At 70.9% G+C, this 15888-nt stretch carries 15 protein-coding genes; 6 read left to right on the forward strand and 9 right to left on the reverse strand.

Translation table 11 applies throughout. The features are described from left to right. Nucleotides 1-21 precede the first annotated feature (21 nt). The 3 genes from BQ7391_RS10320 to BQ7391_RS10330 all read left to right on the forward strand — a co-directional run bounded on the left by BQ7391_RS10320 (nucleotide 22) and on the right by BQ7391_RS10330 (nucleotide 3176). Nucleotides 22-453 carry a hypothetical protein gene (locus BQ7391_RS10320; RefSeq protein WP_075280532.1) on the forward strand — a complete coding sequence of 144 codons (432 nt, stop codon included), beginning with the start codon at nucleotides 22-24 and terminating at the stop codon, nucleotides 451-453. A 209-nt stretch (nucleotides 454-662) separates the two neighbouring features. After that, the gene (locus BQ7391_RS10325; protein WP_075280533.1) at nucleotides 663-1853 is read left to right on the forward strand and encodes an MFS transporter; all 1191 of its coding nucleotides are present in this window, start codon (nucleotides 663-665) and stop codon (nucleotides 1851-1853) included. Between the two features lie 312 nt (nucleotides 1854-2165). Further along, on the forward strand, nucleotides 2166-3176 hold the full coding sequence (locus BQ7391_RS10330) for a dipeptidase (RefSeq protein ID WP_075280534.1): 1011 nt from the start codon (nucleotides 2166-2168) through the stop codon (nucleotides 3174-3176). A 143-nt stretch (nucleotides 3177-3319) separates the two neighbouring features. Here the strand turns inward: BQ7391_RS10330 and BQ7391_RS10335 are convergent, their stop codons facing one another. The 3 genes from BQ7391_RS10335 to BQ7391_RS10345 form a co-directional block, all read right to left on the reverse strand. Continuing rightward, nucleotides 3320-4564, reverse strand: a complete 1245-nt coding sequence (locus tag BQ7391_RS10335) for an FAD-dependent oxidoreductase (protein ID WP_075280535.1) — start codon at nucleotides 4562-4564, stop codon at nucleotides 3320-3322. A 2-nt stretch (nucleotides 4565-4566) separates the two neighbouring features. Then, complete coding sequence (eda, locus tag BQ7391_RS10340) at nucleotides 4567-5214, reverse strand: bifunctional 4-hydroxy-2-oxoglutarate aldolase/2-dehydro-3-deoxy-phosphogluconate aldolase (RefSeq protein WP_129583960.1); 648 nt, start codon at nucleotides 5212-5214, stop codon at nucleotides 4567-4569. A 64-nt stretch (nucleotides 5215-5278) separates the two neighbouring features. Further along, on the reverse strand, nucleotides 5279-6310 hold the full coding sequence (locus BQ7391_RS10345; RefSeq protein ID WP_235858664.1) for a sugar kinase: 1032 nt from the start codon (nucleotides 6308-6310) through the stop codon (nucleotides 5279-5281). A gap of 132 nt (nucleotides 6311-6442) precedes the next feature. Between BQ7391_RS10345 and BQ7391_RS10350 the strand changes: the two genes are divergently transcribed. Beyond that, nucleotides 6443-7459, forward strand: a complete 1017-nt coding sequence (locus BQ7391_RS10350; protein WP_075280536.1) for a LacI family DNA-binding transcriptional regulator — start codon at nucleotides 6443-6445, stop codon at nucleotides 7457-7459. Nucleotides 7460-7554: 95 nt separating this feature from the next. Here BQ7391_RS10350 and BQ7391_RS10355 read toward each other — a convergent pair whose 3' ends face one another. From BQ7391_RS10355 to BQ7391_RS10380, 6 genes are all read right to left on the reverse strand, one after another. Beyond that, entirely contained in the window at nucleotides 7555-8394 is an 840-nt protein-coding gene (locus tag BQ7391_RS10355) for an IS3 family transposase (protein ID WP_075280537.1), read from the reverse strand. A 14-nt stretch (nucleotides 8395-8408) separates the two neighbouring features. Next, a complete protein-coding gene (locus BQ7391_RS10360; protein ID WP_075280538.1) occupies nucleotides 8409-8906 on the reverse strand; it encodes a helix-turn-helix domain-containing protein in 498 nt (165 codons plus the stop codon). A 112-nt stretch (nucleotides 8907-9018) separates the two neighbouring features. Then, nucleotides 9019-9555, reverse strand: a complete 537-nt coding sequence (locus BQ7391_RS10365; protein WP_075280539.1) for an ECF transporter S component — start codon at nucleotides 9553-9555, stop codon at nucleotides 9019-9021. Next, nucleotides 9552-10283, reverse strand: a complete 732-nt coding sequence (locus tag BQ7391_RS10370) for an energy-coupling factor transporter transmembrane component T family protein (RefSeq protein ID WP_075280540.1) — start codon at nucleotides 10281-10283, stop codon at nucleotides 9552-9554. The genes BQ7391_RS10365 and BQ7391_RS10370 overlap by 4 nt, the downstream gene beginning before the upstream one ends. After that, the gene (locus BQ7391_RS10375) at nucleotides 10280-11122 is read right to left on the reverse strand and encodes an ATP-binding cassette domain-containing protein (RefSeq protein ID WP_075280541.1); all 843 of its coding nucleotides are present in this window, start codon (nucleotides 11120-11122) and stop codon (nucleotides 10280-10282) included. Before BQ7391_RS10375 ends, BQ7391_RS10370 begins: the two co-directional genes overlap by 4 nt. Continuing rightward, nucleotides 11113-11937: an ATP-binding cassette domain-containing protein gene (locus BQ7391_RS10380; protein WP_075280542.1), complete on the reverse strand. Its 825-nt coding sequence runs from the start codon at nucleotides 11935-11937 to the stop codon at nucleotides 11113-11115. The genes BQ7391_RS10375 and BQ7391_RS10380 overlap by 10 nt, the downstream gene beginning before the upstream one ends. 251 nt (nucleotides 11938-12188) lie before the next feature. Between BQ7391_RS10380 and BQ7391_RS10385 the strand changes: the two genes are divergently transcribed. Together BQ7391_RS10385 and BQ7391_RS10390 are read left to right on the forward strand one after the other, a co-directional pair. Then, entirely contained in the window at nucleotides 12189-13001 is an 813-nt protein-coding gene (locus BQ7391_RS10385; protein WP_159437364.1) for an FAD binding domain-containing protein, read from the forward strand. 2 nt (nucleotides 13002-13003) lie between these two features. Then, the gene (locus BQ7391_RS10390) at nucleotides 13004-15799 is read left to right on the forward strand and encodes a molybdopterin-dependent oxidoreductase (RefSeq protein WP_075280544.1); all 2796 of its coding nucleotides are present in this window, start codon (nucleotides 13004-13006) and stop codon (nucleotides 15797-15799) included. Nucleotides 15800-15888: the final 89 nt, after the last annotated feature.

Raw genomic sequence — 15888 nt, forward strand, 5'->3', positions numbered from 1 at the left:
CCGTCACCCTAAGGAGGAACCATGTCAAAAGAGCGCAAGCTCCTCAAGATCGTCTGCTTCCTGTACGTCCTCGATGCCCTCGCCTGCCTCGTCTTCGGCGGCTTCACGCTCGCCGGCATGGGGCTTCTCGACCCGGCCGACGTCGTGAGCGTGGGCGGCATCGACTTCAACCTGCAGGCCTGGGCCGTCGTCTTCGGCATCTGGGGAATCGCGTCCGGCGTCTTCTACCTCATCTACGCCGGGGCGGGCATCCGCGGGGCCAACACCCCGCGCAGGATCGGGCCCTTCCGCGCCATGAGCCTCGTCGCCGTCGTCTTCTCGGTGGTCGGCCTCGTGCTCGGCGTCGCGCTCGATGGCGCTGCCGCCAACATGAGCATGTACGTGGTCTCGATCGCCTTCGCGGTGCTGTGTTTCGTGCTGTCCGGCAAGATCAAGGAGCAGACAGATCGCTAGGGCGAGAAGGACGTGCCAGCGGGCCCCTTCCATGCGCCGCCCGCCCCACGGGGGCGGGCGGCGCTCGCATGTGCGCAGCGCCTTCGGTCCGCCCGAGGAAGACCTCGCAAGGGGATATGGCACCTAGCACCATGCTGCTATCCCCCGGAACCTGATTGCGCTAGAGTCTCCCCCGGAAAAGCCGGACCACGACCGCACGAAGGGAACCCATGGCCGACCCCACACCCCGCATGTCGACGCGAGAGCTCCTGCCGCTCGTCGCCCTCACCCTGTCAGCCTTCCTGCTCAACACCTCGGAGTTCGTGCCCATCGGCCTGCTCACGGACATCGCCGGGGCGTTCTCCCTCAGCGAGTCGGGCGCCGGTGCCATGATTTCCATCTATGCGTGGGCCGTGGCGCTTCTCTCGCTGCCGCTCATGCTCGCCGCGAGTCGCGTCCCCCCGAGGGCCCTCATCGTCTCGGTGCTCGCCGTCTTCTGCGGCGGGCAGGTTGCCTCCGCCCTCGCCCCCACGTTCGAGCTGCTCGTGGCATCTCGCCTCATCGTCGCCGCCGCGCACGCGGTCTTCTGGTCGGTGGCCTCCCCCTTTGCCGTGCGCGTGGCGGCGCCCGAGCGGTCGGCGCTCGCCATGAGCATGATCGTCACGGGAACCTCGGTCGCCATGATCTTCGGGCTGCCGCTCGGGCGCGCGCTCGGGCTCGCGCTCGGCTGGCGGATGACCTTCGTATGCGTGGGGGCGGCCGCCGCGGCGGCGCTCGCCGGCCTCATCGCGTTCTTCCCGCGGCTCGAGGCGGGCAAGCCGTTCACGCTCGACCGCCTGCCCGAGCTCGCTCGCAACCGCGCTCTCATGGGGCTCTACCTCGCCACCATCCTCTTCGCGACCGGCTACTACACGGGCTACAGCTACATCGAGCCCTTCCTCCAGCAGGTGGCAGCCATGCCCGACGCGCTCATCACCGCCGCGCTCACCGTGTTCGGAGTCGCGGGGCTCGTCGGAAGCGGGCTCTTCGCCCGCTTCTTCGACGCGCACCGACGCCCCTTCCTCACCGCCACGATGCTCGGAATGGCGGCGGCGCTCCTCCTGCTCCTCCCCCTCGCAGGGGTGCCGGCCGGGCCCTTTGCGGTCTGCGTCATCTGGGGCGTCTCTGCGACGGCATACAACGTCGCCGCGCAGGCCGAGGTCATCCGCAGCACCTCGCAGGCCACCACCCCGGTCGCCATGTCGGTCTTCTCCGGTCTCTTCAACGTTGGGATCGGCACGGGCTCGATCGTCGGCGGCCTGGTGTGCGACGCCGCGGGCCCCGCCGGCGTGGGGCTCGTGGGAGGCGCCGTCGCGGCCGCCGGGGCGCTCTACTGCCTCGTGCGCCTCGGGAGCCTCCTCGAGGGCGAGGCGCAGCGCTGAGCCCGGCTCCCCGATGCCCCGGTGCGGCCATCGTCTGCAATTTGGTCGATAGTGCGGAGTTTTCCCCGCGCGGCCTGCAATCAGGCGGATAGTGTGAAGCCTTTTTTCTGCCTCGCCCTCAAGGGGCACCGTCGCCAACTGGCCTTTTTGCCTCGGGTGGGACATGGCCACCCGACGGGGCGCCTCGGAAGGCGGAAAATTGCTTCGCACTATCCGCCTGACTGCAGGCCGGTCTGCAGATTCTTCGCACTATCCGCCTGATTGCAAGGCGGGCGGGCCCCGCCCCCCCGCTCGCGCTCCCAAGGAGGCCTCATGAGCCACCCTGTCTTTGACCTGCATTGCGACACCGCCGACCGCCTCGCGTGGCAGACGCTGCCGGAGGACCTGCGCCTCGCCTGCGGAGCGGACTTCTACGGCCCCGACGACGGGGAGGACCCCACGGGCTGCCGCGAGCTCGCCCGAAACCGCTGTCACGTCTCCCTCGAGGTCGTCGGCGAGACGCCCTGGGCGCAGTGCTTCGCCTGCTTCATCCCCGACGAGCTCGCCCCCGAGCCCGCCGTCCGCTTCTACCGTCACGTCGCGGCATACCTCGAGGCCGAGGTTCAGAAGAACGCGAGTGCCGTGGCCCTCGTGAGCGGCGCCGACGAGATCCGCCCCGTCCTCCAGTCAGGCCGCATGGCGGCCATCCGCACGATCGAGAACGCGCGCCTCTTCGCCGCGGACCTCGGGCTCGTCGGGCGCCTCGCAGAGCGGGGCGTCCTCATGGCCTCTCTCAGCTGGAACGCGGAGGGCCCGCTCGCGAGCGGCTGCGACTCCCATGCCGGGCTCACTCGTCTCGGCGAGCAGACGCTGACGGAGATGGAGCGCGCGGGCATGGTGCTTGACGTCTCCCACCTCAACGACGAGAGCCTCGCGGACGTGCTCGCCCGCGCGACGCGCCCGGTCGTGGCGAGCCACTCAAACTCCCGCGCCGTCTGCGCGCACCCGAGGAACCTCACCGACCGGCAGTTCCTGGAGATCCGCGACCGGGGAGGCCTCGTAGGCCTCAATCTCTGCCGTCACTTCCTGCGCGAGGGGGAAGGCGACGTCACGTTCGATGACGTGGTTGCCCACATCGAGCACTGGCTCGACCTCGGGGGCGAGGGGGTCGTCGCGCTCGGGGCCGACTTCGACGGAGCCACCGTCCCCGCCTTCCTCGACGGCGCACAGACGCTGCCCTCCCTCCAGGCCCTTCTCGCCAGGCGCCTTGGCGAGGGGGTCTGCGAGCGGATCTGCGCGGGCAACGCGCTCGCGTTCTTCGAGCGGGTCGGACGCGGGCGCTAAGGCTCCTCGGCGTTCGCTCTGCGCACCGGGCCTTACGAAGACGCCGCGCCCCACCTGCTGTGAGGTGGGGCGCGGCACTGGAAAGGAGGCTCGGCGAGGGGTGCATGGCGGGACCCCGCGTCGAGAAGGGTCATCGATGACGGCTAGGGCGCTGTCGGGGCAGCGTCGGCGGAAAGGCCCATGTAGGCGAGCATCCCCTCGACGGCACGCTTGGCCCCTGCGACGGCGTGGACCACGGTGCGCGGGCCGGTGGCCACGTCGCCCGCGGCGAAGACGCCCGGGACGGTGGTCATGCAGGACTCGTCGACCTCGAGCAGGCCGCGCTCGTTGGTGGCAAGCCCCGTCGTGGTGAGCACGAGCTTGTTCTTGGGGAGCTGGGACACGGCGATGATCACGGTGTCGCAGCGCACGTGGTCGGGCTCGTCCTCGTAGCCGACGACGTCGTTCTTCTCGTCGAAGATCGCGGTGCGGAAGGTCGGGCCCTCGTCGTCGATGGAGACGACGTCCTTGCCGTAGACGATCTCGGCGCCCTCGAGCTCCGCGTACTCGACCTCCTCGGAGCTGGCGGTGACGTCGCGCGTGTTGGAGTAGAGCGTCACGCGCCGCGCCCCGTGGCGCAGAGCCGAGCGGGCCACGTCCATGGCGACGTTGCCCACGCCAATGATGGCCACGTCGCGGCCGATGGAGACGCTCGAGGGGTCGACGAGGTAGTCGATGCCGAAGAAGACGTTTCCGCGCGCCTGGCCCAGGATGTCGAGCTTGCGGGCGCGCCAGGTGCCGGTGCCCACGAAGACCGCATCGTAGCCGTCGCGGAAGAGGTCGTCGATGTGCAGGGCTCCTCCGATCGTGGTGGAGGGGCGCACGCGAACGCCGAGCGCGCACATGACCTCGCGATACCGCTGCACGAGCTCCTTGGAGAGGCGGAACTCGGGGATGCCGTACTGCAGCACGCCCCCGATCTCCGTGCGCTGCTCGAAGACCGTGACGGCGCAGCCGCGCTCGGCGAGCTTGATCGCCACCGTGATCCCCGCCGGGCCCGAGCCGATGACGGCGACGGACTTCCCGCAGGGCTCCGGCCGCTCGGGCTCCAGCCGGTCGAGGTAGGTGCTCGAGATGTAGTGCTCGATGCTCGAGAAGTGCACGGGGTTGCCCCTGCGCGCCTGGACGCAGTTGCCCTCGCACTGGTTCGAGTGGTTGCACACGAGCGAGCACACGGCGCTCATGGGGTTGTTCTCGAAGAGCAGGGCTCCAGCCTCATCCATCCGGCGCTCCTTGAAGAGCCGGATGACCTCGGGAATGGGGGTGTGGACGGGGCAGCCCCGCTCCTGGCACATCGCCCGTCGGCAGCCCAGGCAGCGGTTGGCCTCCTCGATGACGTGAACGGCCACGGCTAGCCCCTGATCTCGCGAACGAGCGCGGCGGCCTCGGAGGTGAGCTCGAGCATGCGGTCGAACTCGCCGGCTCGGATGAGGTCGGGCTTGACCATCCAGGTGCCGCCACAGGCGAGAATCGCCGGGCACTCGAGATACTCGCGCAGGTTGGACGCGGACACGCCGCCGGTGGGCATGAAGCGGTGCCCCACGAAGACAGAGGCGAGCGCCTTGATGGTGGCGAGCCCTCCGTACTGCGCGGCCGGGAAGAACTTGGTGACCTCGAGCCCCGCGTTCACGAGTGCGGTGACCTCGGTGGGGGTGACGCCGGCCGGCAGCACCGGCACCTCGTGCTCGAGGCACCAGTTGACCACCTGCATGTTGTAGCCCGGAGAGACGATGTAGCGCGCGCCCGCGTCCACGGCCCGGCGCGCCTGCTCGAGGTTGAGCACGGTGCCGGCGCCCACGAGCAGGTCGGGGCACTTCTCGCTCATCTCGTGGATTGCGTCGGCGGCGCAGGCGGTGCGGAAGGTGACCTCGGCCGAGGGCAGGCCGCCCTTCACGAGCACGTCAGCCACCGGCAGCGCGTCCTCGACACGGTCGAGCACGACGACCGGCACCACGCCGACCCTCTCCACCTCGCGATAGAACCCGTCCATGTACCCCATGTCTCTCCCCTCCTGCCGGAAGCCCCGGCAAAACCTGACAGTTGACCCTGTCACCTTTGTCATGCTAGCGGGCGACGCGCGTGCCGGCGCCCTTCGATGCCACTGCCTCGATCTCGGCGGGCGTCACGAGGTTGGAGTCCCCGTGGATCGTGAGCTTGAGGACGCTTGCGGCGATGGCGTACTCGCTCGCGTGGTCGAGGTCGAAGCCGTGGAGCAGCGCGTGGACAAGCCCCGCGCCGTAGGCGTCTCCGGCGGCCACGCCCTCGAGCACGTGCACGTGATGGACGGACGAGAAGTGCGGCTCGCCGTCGGCGTAGACCATGCCCATCCAGTCGGAGTCCTCGACGGAGCGGACGTCGCGGATGACGGAGGCGACCATCCCGCACCCGTAGCGCTCGCAGATCTGACGAGCCATCTCCACGTAGTCGTCGCGCTCCTCGATCCCGTTGGAGAGCGAGCCGGAGACGCAGGTCATCCCCAGGGCTGAGGGCGCGTCCTCGTCGTTGGCCACGCAGACGTCGACGTGCGGCATGAGGCGCGCCATCACGGCCTGGGCACGCTCCGGGCTCCAGAGCTTGCCGCGGTAGTTGAGGTCGAGGATGGTGGTGATGCCGCGCTCGCGGCAGGCGGCGAGCGCCTCCTCGCAGGCGAGGGCCATCTCCTCGGAGACGGCGGGCGTCACGCCGGAGACGTAGAAGGCGCCCACGCCCTCGAGGATGGCGCCCCAGTCGAGCTCGTCGTGGCCCGCGAGCGAGATAGCCGAGTACTTGCGGTCGTAGACGCAGCCGTTGGAGCGCACCGACGCGCCCACCTCGAAGAAGTAGGACCCGAGGCGGTCCCCCGAGCGGACGACGCGGGAGACGTCGACGCCGTAGGACGCGAGCGAGCGCAGCGCGCAGTCGCCGATGCGGTTGGCGGGGACGATGGAGACGAAGGCCGCGTCATCGCCCTGGTACGCGAGGGAGAGCGCCGCGTTGGCCTCGGCGCCGCCGTAGCGCACCTCGAACGTCGATGCCTGCTCGAGCCGGAGGTTGTCCGGCGGCGAGAGCCGCATCATGATCTCGCCGAACGCGAGCACCTTGGTCTTCTCGTTCACCACGTCTCCCATCTTTAGCGTGTCTAGCTTTAGGAAATCGATTTCCCAACAGTATGTAGTATAGTACCGAGAAGAACAATCTGCGCGCGGAGGAGCGCGCACACGAAGTCTCGACAAACACGAGGGGGCGGCATGGCGCGCACGAGCATCAGGGACGTCGCACGCGAGGCGGGAGTGAGCCCGGCCACGGTGTCGCGGTTCCTGAACGGCCGCTGGACCTCCATGTCCGCCGAGACGCGCGAGCGCATCGCGGAGGTGGTGGAGCGAACGGGATACCGGCCGAGCAGCGTGGCGCGCAGCCTTCGCCTCGAGACCTCCCACACGCTCGGGGTGGTCATGGCCGACGTCCGCAACCCCTACTCCGGAGAGGTCCTGCAGGAGCTCTGCGACCAGGCCGAGTCCGCTGGCTACACGCTCATGTGCTCCTTCTCGGAGAACGACCCCACTCGCGAGGCCGAGGCCGTCGAGCGGCTCGTGGACGCACGCGTCGACGGCCTCGTGGTCAACACGACCGGCGGCAACGACGAGCTCATCGCCAAGACCGCGGCGCGCGTCCCAACCTGCCTGCTCGACCGCGCGATCTCGGGCCCGGACGGGAGCACGTGCGCGGTCGACCTCGTGACCTCGGACAACGCCCGGCTCGTGGAGAACCTGCTCGACCTGCTCGCGCGGCGCGGGGCGAGAAGGGCCGCGCTGCTCACGGAGCCCGTCTCCACGAGCGCCACGCGGCGCGCCCGCGCCGACGCCTTCGCCGAGGGCCTCTCCCGGCACGGCATGGGAGGCTCCGTCGAGGGGCTCGGCGAGGGGGGCGAGGGCATCGAGGAGGTGCTCGCCCGCCTCGCTCGCGGGCGCGGGGAGGGGCCGCTCGCCATCGTTGCGGTGAACGGCCTCGTCTTCCTGCGCCTCGCCGAGGCGATCAGGGGGAGCGGCCTTGCGGTCGGGCACGACGTCGCCCTCGCAACCTTCGACGACTACGCCTGGAACCGCGTGCTCTTCGGCGGCGTGACCACGGTCGCGCAGGACACCGCGCGCGTTGCCGGCGAGGTCCTCGTGCGCGTGCTCGCGCGGGCGAAGGACCCGACCCGCCCGACGGGGCGCGTGGAGGTGCCCGGCACCGTCATCGAGCGCGCGAGCACGCGGCTGTCGTGACGGCGAGGCGTCCCTCCCCTCATGCCGGAAACGTCGCGACGGCCCCGCGGGGCAGTGAACTGCGGCCCAAAACTTGGACGCAATAATAATAGCCGCTAGGCGGCGTCGCGAAGGGCCTGCTCCCGGAACCCCACCGGGGTCAGGCCCTTCAGCCCGACCTGGCGCCTCGCGTGGTTCCAGTGGTGGATGTAGTCCTCGAGATCCGCCTTGAACTTCTCGAACGTGTCCCAGTCGCGCCCGCGGAAGAACTCGTCCTTGATGTGCCCGAACACCTGCTCGGTGGCGCCGTTGTCGATGCAGTCGCCCTTGCGCGACATGCTCTGGACGATCCCCATCCCCTCGAGCGCGGCGACGAACTCGGCGTGCTGGTACTGCCAGCCCATGTCCGTCTGCATGACCGGGCTGGCCCACCCGGGCTTGGCCTCCGCGAGCATGGAGAGCATCTCGCGCTGCTGCTCGAGGTCGGGGTGCTCCGAGATCGAGTGCGCCACGATCTCCTTGCTCCCGAAGTCGTACGCCGGCGCGAGGTAGGCCTTGCCGAAGGAGAGCCTGAACTCGGTGACGTCCGTCCCCATCTTCTGCCACGGGCCGTCCGCCTTGAAGTCGCGCCCGAGCACGTTCTCGAAGGTCTCGCCGACGACGCCCTTGTACGAGTTGTACCTGTGGTAGTCGGTCTCGCGGCGGATGCCGCAGCGCAGGCCCATCTCGCGCATCATCCTGAGGACGGTCTTGTCGGCCATGCGGGCGCCGCCCACGGCCCGCAGCTCCATCGCCACCTGCCGGTGGCCGACGCCGTTCGGGAGCCTTCCGAAGATCTCGGCGACCCTGTCCCGGAGCTCCGGCCTGGTCGGCCCCTTCGGGTTCGCGAGCGCGTAGTAGTAGGTCGACCTCGCGAGGCCGGCCGCCTCGAGCAGGTCGGCGAGGTCGTGCCCCAGCCCTGAAAGCTCGGCTACGGCCGCCGCTCGCTCCCGAGCGGCAAGCCCAGCTCCACCTTCAGGGCTATCGTTTTATTTAGGTACGCCACCTGCGCCTCGAGCCTGCGAACCTCGCGCTCGGGCTCCTCCTCGCGCGTCGCCGGGGCGCCGGGAACCTTGCGCGGCCTGCCCTTGGGCCTGGGCCTGAGGGCCTCGGCGCCGCCCTCCCGGTAGAGCCGGCACCATGCCTTCAGGGGTGATACGCTGGCGATTCCGAAGCGCCTCATCGCCTCCGGCTTGGCCATCCCGCCGTCCACGACCGCGCTCGCGGCCGCCACCTTGGTCTCGAAGTCGTATCTCGCATGGCTCCCCATGTCCAGCAGCGCATCCCCTCCCACGGCGCGGAACGTCTGGTGCCATTTTCTCACGGCCTCGACCGGGAGGCCGAGGACGCCTGCGGCTGCATCCCGGCCCAGCCCGCGGTCGAAGAGGTCGCACGCGCGCCCCCTCGCCGACCTGTCGTAGATCGTCATGGAAAAAGCCTCCCATCACTCGGACTCTACTTTCCAGTCCAAGAAATGGGAGGCAGTTCACAACCATGCGGGGCCCTGGCGACGAATACGAACGGACGGGACGACCGCTCGGCTACTCCTCAGGGTAGCGCGGCGGGACGAGCCCGGCGCGCTCGAGCGAGACCACGATCGGCACCACGACGGCAAGCTGCAGGACTATGCCCATGATGGCCGTCACGAAGGAGGCCGTGAGCCAGGCCTCGAGCGAGTAGGCGCCCGGAGAGAAGATCAGCGCGCGCAGCACGCCCGCGACCACGCGCCCGGCGAGCATGGCGCCCACGAGCGAGATGTAGAGGTCGGCGGTGGCGTTGCCGGTGCGCACCACGCGGGAGAGCAGGCCGGAGACCAGGCCGTAGACAAGAAGCTCGCAGGTCATGGGCGGCAGCATCGGCGCGGGGGGCATGCCCGTGAGCAGGCCGGACAGCACGGGCGCGAGCACGCCGGTCGCGGCGCCCGCGACGGGGCCGGCCACGAGGCCGGAGATCATCACGGGGATGTGCATGGGCAGCCACGTGGCGCCCGCGTTGGGGATGGAGTGGAATGCCATCGGGAGCACGATCCCGAGCGCCGCGCACACGGCGGCGACGACGACCTTCTTCACCTGGCTCATTGGTGCCTCTTTCCCTCTCCCGCCGGAGCGGCGGCGCGCGGGCGGTCGATCCGGTACCCGCGGGCTTCCATGGCGCAGGAGAGCTCGTCGGCTCGCCTCATCGCCGAAACGAAGATGGGTACGAGCAGCCGTACGTAGCTGACGGCTCGTCGCACAATACCATGAGAAGCGACGCCTCCGCAACGTATTTCCTGGGCCCGCATGAGCTGGCGGCTCTCCCGCAGGAGCGTCGGCACGAACTGCACCGTCACGCCCACGGCGAGCGCGGCAGCCTCCGCGGGAAGGCCCAGGCGGCCGAGCGGGCGCAGCAGGCGCCTCACGCCGCCCACGAGCTCCTGGGGGCGCGTGGTCGCCGTGAGGAGGGTGCCCAGGACCACCACCAGAAGCGTCCGCACCACCACGCGCGCACCCTGCGCGAGCCCCGCGAGGGTGAGGTGCGCGGGCCCGAGCGAGATGAGGGGGGCGGCGTCGCTGAAGAAGAGCGCGTTCATCGCAAGGACCATGAGCAGGAACCAGCGCAGGCCCCACGCAGCCCGTCCGGCGGCGCGCCAGCCCACGCGCGAGGCGGCAACGAGGGCGCAGGAGCCCGCCGAGACGGCGAGCAGCTCAAGCGGAGTCGTGGCGAGCACCACGAGAAGGGCGCAGGCGAGAAGGCCGACGAGCTTGAGGGCGGCCCCCATGCGGTGGAGCGGAGAGTCCGCCCACACGTATCCGGAGGGCGACCTCACGACGCCCTCCCCCGCGCGATGGCCGACGCGAGCTCCTCGGCCGTGAGGGGGGTGCCCGGCACGTCGACGCCGGCGCGCCTCAGAGCGGAGGCGGCGCGCGCGGCGCAGGCGCCCTCGAGGCCGTGGGCGCGCATGAGCCCCGCGTCGCCGAGAAGGGCGCGCATCGGCCCGTCGAGCGTCACGCTCCCCGCCTCGAGCGCCACCACGCGGTCCGCGACCGCGGCGAGCGTGTTGGCGTCGTGGCTGGCCACGACGACCGTCGCCCCGCCCTCGGCCGCGGCGCGCACCGCAGCGAGGCACGCCGCGCGTGCGCGCGGGTCGAGCCCGGCCGTCGGCTCGTCGAGCAGCAGCAGCGCGGGGCGCAGCGCCAGCACGGACGCGATGGCGACGCGCCGCTGCTGGCCCCCCGAGAGCGCGAACGGGGAGCGGCGGCCGATCTCGTCGAGGTCGAGCCCCATGAGCGCGAGCGCGCTCGCCGCCCGCTCGCGCGCCTCGCGGGCCCCCGCGCCGCGGGCGAGGAGGCCGAAGCAGACCTCGCGCTCCACCGTGGACTCGAAGAACTGGCGCTCGGGGATCTGGAACACCAGCCCGACGGACGCGGCGAGACGCCGCGCCCCGGGGCCTCGCAGGGCGTCCGCGCCGTCCACGAGAAGGCGCCCGGAGTCGGGCGGCAGCACGCCGGCGAGGACCTCGAGCAGGGTCGACTTGCCCGAGCCCGTCTGGCCCATGAGCCCGGTGACGCCGCCGTCGAGCGAGAGCGTGACGTCGTCGAGCGCGCGGTTTCTCTCGCCCGCCGCCCCCTCGTAGGTGACGCTCGCCCCCTCGAGCCTCACTCGCACAGCGCGCTCACCAGCCCCTCGACCGTCACGGGCGCGGGGCCGGCCACGACGCCGGCCCCCTCGAGCTCGCGCCAGACGCGAACCACGAGCGGCGGCTCCAGGCCGGCCCCCTCGAGCAGCGCCTCATCGGCGAGGACGTCCGCCGGGATGCCGTCGGCCGCGACCTCGCCTTCGCGCATGACCACGACGCGGTCGGCGCGGGCGGCGAGCTCCATGTCGTGGGTGATCCAGATGACGGTGGTGCCCCGCTCATCGCGCGCCCGCGCCACAGCACGCACGAGCTCGTCGCGTCCCCGCGGGTCGACCATCGAGGTCGCCTCGTCGAGCACGATGACGTCGGCGTCGCACGCGAGCACGCCCGCGAGGGCCACGCGCTGCTGCTGGCCTCCGGAGAGCGCGTGCGTGTCACGTCGCTCGAAGCCCGCGAGCCCCACCGCGGAGAGGGCCACCGACGCCGCCTCCCGCGCTTCGGGCTCGTCGGCGCCGAAGTTCAGCGGCCCGAAGGCCACGTCCTCCCCCACCACGGAGGAGACGAACTGGTTCTCGGGGTTCTGGAAGACCATGCCGCAGGCGCGGCGGAGCTCCCAGACGCGCGACGGGTCGCCGGCGTCGATCCCGGCGACGCGCAGCTCGCCGTCCTGCAGGGGGATGAGCGCGTTCAGGTGGCGCGCGAGCGTGGTCTTTCCGGAGCCGTTCTCGCCCACGATCGCCACAAGCTCGCCCCGGGAGATGTCGAGCGAGACGCCACGCAGCGTGGTGCGGCCCCTCACGTACGCGTGGCCAATGTCGCGCGCTTCCACGATCTTCTCGCCCATCCCACCCCCTCGATAGCCGACGCGGAGTCGATTATTTTACCTCACGCCCGGGTGCCGGGGCGGCCTGACAAAGGTGACAGGGTCGTCTGTCATGATTTTCATGACAGACGACCCTGTCACCTTTGTCAGGCCGCCCCGCCAGGCCCCACATGCTGTCCGTTGTCTCGCCGAAAGTATAACGACGCAACGCGCGATGCCGCCTACCTGCGGTATTCTTGATGTGCTACCGAGAAAAACCAAGAGGAGGACACGTGCTCACCTTCGAGAAGTACGTCCGCCCCGGCACCACGCGGCAGGCCTACGAGCTCCTGCGGGAGAACCGCCAGGCCACGGTGATCGGCGGCATGATGTGGCTTCGCCTCGCCGACCGGACCTCGCCGCTCGGGATAGACCTCTCCAACTGCGGCCTCGACAAGATCGAGGAGACGCCCGCCGGGTTCAGGATCGGGGCCATGGTGACCCTGGGCCAGCTCGAGGGCCACGAGCGCTTCCAGGCGGCGACCTGCGGCATCTTCGCCGAGGCGGTCCGCGACATCGTGGGGACGCAGTTCCGCAACCTCGCCACCGTGGGAGGATCGCTCTATGCGCGCATGGGCTTCTCGGACGTCGTGTGCGCGCTGCTCGCCCTGGACACCGAGGTGGAGCTCGAGGGCGCGGGCACCATGCCCATCATCCCCTTCGTGGAGCGCGGCGCGAGAAACGACGTCCTCACGCACGTCGTCGTGCGCAGGCACCGCTACCGCGCGGCCTTCGAATCCGTGCGCAACGCGGCCACGGACTTCTCCGCCCTCAACGCGGCGGCCGCCTGCTGGCAGGGCTCCTGGCACGTCGCCGTGGGCGCGCGCCCCAAGAAGGCCACGCTCGTCACCGGCGGGGAGCGCATCCCGCTGCGCGCCGAGTTCTCCCCCGCCGAGCTCGACGGCGTCTGCGAGCTCGCCGAGAGCCTGGACTTCGGCGACGACCTGCGCGGCACCGCCGCGTGGCGCCGCGCCGTGGCGCCCGCGCTCGTCCGCCGCGCCGTGGAGCGCGCCTCAGGGAAGCCTCACGCAGAGAAGGAGGCCTAGGGATGCTCGTCAACCTCACCTTGAACGGCGCGCGCCTCGAGGAGGACGTCCGCCCGGACATGACGCTCCTCGACTTCTGCCGCGCCCACGGCTACAAGTCCGTGAAGTGCGCGTGCGAGACCTCCAGCTGCGGGCTCTGCACCGTCCTGCTTGACGGCGAGCCCGTGCTCTCGTGCTCGATCATGATGGCTCGCGCCGACGGCCACGAGGTCACCACGCTCGAGGGCATGCGCGACGGACGCCGCGAGCTCTTGGCCCAGTGCCTCGCCGAGGAGGGGGCCGAGCAGTGCGGCTTCTGCGCGCCGGGCCTCGAGATGGCCGTGCTCGCGCTCGACGCGGCGCACGCGCACGCCGACGACGAGACCGTGCGCCGCTACCTCTCCGGCAACCTCTGCCGCTGCTCCGGCTACGCGAGCCAGATGCGCGCGATCCGCCGCTTCCTCGCCCGTCACGAAGCCGGCGGCGAGCTGCCACCGCGCGAGGTCCCGGACGACCCGACCACCGAGTCGGGCGAGAGGCACGCCCAGATCGCCCGTCCCGTGGCCAAGAAGGACTCCGGCGCGCTTCTGGCCGGCGCGCCCGTCTACACCGCCGACCTCGCGCCCGAGGGCGCCCTCGTGGTGAGGCTCGTGCGCAGCCGCCACGCCAACGCGCTCGTCACGGACGTCGACAAGAGCCGCGCGCTCGAGGTCCCCGGCGTCGTCGCGGTCTTCGGCCCGGACGACGTTCCGCACAACCGATTCACCCTGGCGGGCCAGAGCTTCCCCGAGCCGAGCCCCTACGACACCGTCCTTCTCGACCGCCACGTGCGCTACGTGGGCGACGAGGTGGCCATGGTCGTGGCCGAGACCGAGGCCGCTGCCGCCGCGGGCGTGAAGGCCGTGAAGGTCGCCTACGAGCAGCTTCCCGCCGTCGTCGACGTGGAGGAGGCGCTGGACAACGCCACCGTCATCCACGACGAGGACGACTGGACGCCCGGCGGCGACAGGTCGGGCGACCCGTCGCGCAACCTCGTGGCGCACGGCGAGCGCGTCCACGGGGACCTGGACGCCGCCTTCGCCGCCTCCGACGTGGTGATCGAGCGAACCTATCGCACGCAGGCCACGCAGCAGTCCATGATGGAGACGTTCCGCTCCTTTGCCTACACCGACGCCTTTGGCCGCCTCACCGTGGTGAGCTCCACGCAGGTGCCCTTCCACATCCGCCGCCAGGTGGCAAACGCCCTGGGGATCCCCAAGCGCCAGGTGCGCGTCATCAAGCCGCGCGTGGGCGGCGGCTTTGGCGCCAAGCAGAGCGGCTGCAACGAGCCCTTCGCCGCGTTCGCCGCGATGAAGACGGGCCGCCCGTGCGTGTGCACCTACACGCGCGCGGAGACCATGAGCTGCTCAAACACGCGCCACGAGATGGTCCTCAAGGTGCGCGTGGGAGCCCGCCGCGACGGCACGATCGAGGCCATCGACCTCTACGCGCTCTCCAACGCCGGCGCCTACGGGTACCACGGCACCACCACGGTCACGCTCGTGGGCGGCAAGGCGCTGCCGATCTACAACCACGCCTCGGCTAGCCGCTTCAGCTATGACGTGGTCTACACCAACACCACGCCAGGCGGCGCCTACCGCGGCTACGGCGCGACGCAGGGCTGCTTTGCCGTGGAGTCCGCGGTCAACGAGCTGGCCGACGAGCTGGGCATGGACCCGTGCGAGCTGCGCCTCAAGAACCTCGTCAAGCCCGGCGAGACACTCTGGCAGCTCAACGACGAGCACCTCTACAGCTGCCGCCTCGACGAGTGCCTCGAGCGCGCGATGGACATGGTGGGCTGGAAGGGCCGACCCCTCCGCGAGGACCTCGGCGACCGCGTGCGCGGCCTGGGCGTGGCCCTCACGATGCAGGGCTCCGGCATCGCGATGGTGGATATCGCCAACGTGGACATCCGCCTCGAGGACGATGGCTTCTACGTGCTCTCCATCGGCGCCACCGACGTGGGCACCGGCGCGGACACCATCCTCGCCCAGATGGCGGCCGAGGCGCTCGGCTGCGACGTGGACCGCATCGTCACCAAGGGCGTGGACACCGACACCTCCCCCTTCGACACCGGCGCCTACGCTTCCTCGGGCACCTACACCACCGGCGGCGCCGTCGTGCGCGCGGCCGAGGACCTCGTGCGACAGATCCGCGAGCAGGCGGCGCGCGTCTTCGGCGTGACGGCTGACGACGTCGAGTTTGACGGCGAGTCCGTGCGCTGCGCGGGCGCGGGCGGCGCCGAGCAGGAGATGACCGTCGCCGCGCTGGCCAACAGGCTCATCGGCTTCGGCCTGCACCCCGGCATGCTCGAGGGCCACGGCACCAACGCCCAGCCCACCTCGCCGCCGCCCTACATGGCCGGCGTCGCCGAGGTCGAGGTCGACAAGGCCACCGGCAAGGTCACGGTCACCGACTACGCGGCCGTCGTGGACTGCGGCACCGTCATCAACCCGGCGCTCGCGCGCGTGCAGGCCGAGGGCGGCATCGCCCAGGGCATCGGCATGGCGCTCACGGAGCAGGTCTCCCGCGACGAGCGCGGCAACCTGCGCACCGGCGACCTCATGACGTACAAGCTGCCCACCCGCATGGACGTGCCCGAGCCGCGCGTCGAGTTCATGCCCAGCTTCGAGCCCACGGGGCCCTTTGGCGCCAAGTCCATCGGCGAGGTCGTCATCAACACGCCGTCGCCGGCGGTCATGAGCGCCGTAGCGCACGCGACCGGCCGCTATGTGCGCGACCTGCCCATCACGCCGAGCAAGGTGCTTCTCGGCGAGTAGCCGCCGCGGCGGGCGGCGAGACGGCCCGCGAGCGCGCGGATTCGCAACCTGGGATTGTCGAGAATCCCCGCCCACGCATTGGCCTTCGG

The sequence above is a fragment of the Thermophilibacter provencensis genome (assembly GCF_900128445.1).
Taxonomy (GTDB): domain Bacteria; phylum Actinomycetota; class Coriobacteriia; order Coriobacteriales; family Atopobiaceae; genus Thermophilibacter; species Thermophilibacter provencensis.